Consider the following 247-nt stretch of genomic DNA (forward strand, 5'->3'; position numbering starts at 1 on the left):
GGCCTGGATCGCCGCGCTCCAACTCGAACAGTCCGGCCTGGAAGGAATTGCCTGATGTGTCTTGCGATACCGGCTGAGGTCACCAAGCTCCTGCCCGACGAGATGGCGACTGTCTCGATTGACGGCGTCTCCAAGGAGATCTCCGTCGCCCTGATCGAGGATCTCGCCGTCGGCGACTATGTGATCATCCATGTCGGCTACGCCCTGACCAAGATCGATCCGGAGGAGGCGAAGCGGACGCTCGAGG

Annotated in this window: 1 protein-coding gene; it reads left to right on the forward strand. The window is 61.9% G+C overall.

Annotated elements, in window-relative coordinates; all coding sequences use genetic code 11:
* Positions 1 to 54: 54 nt before the first annotated feature.
* Positions 55 to 247: HypC/HybG/HupF family hydrogenase formation chaperone (locus C1X29_RS30190; protein ID WP_102718958.1), on the forward strand; the 193-nt coding region annotated here is incomplete at its 3' end.

The organism is Pseudomonas sp. GW456-12-10-14-LB2, from assembly GCF_002884345.1.
Classification (GTDB): domain Bacteria; phylum Pseudomonadota; class Gammaproteobacteria; order Pseudomonadales; family Pseudomonadaceae; genus Aquipseudomonas; species Aquipseudomonas paraglycinae.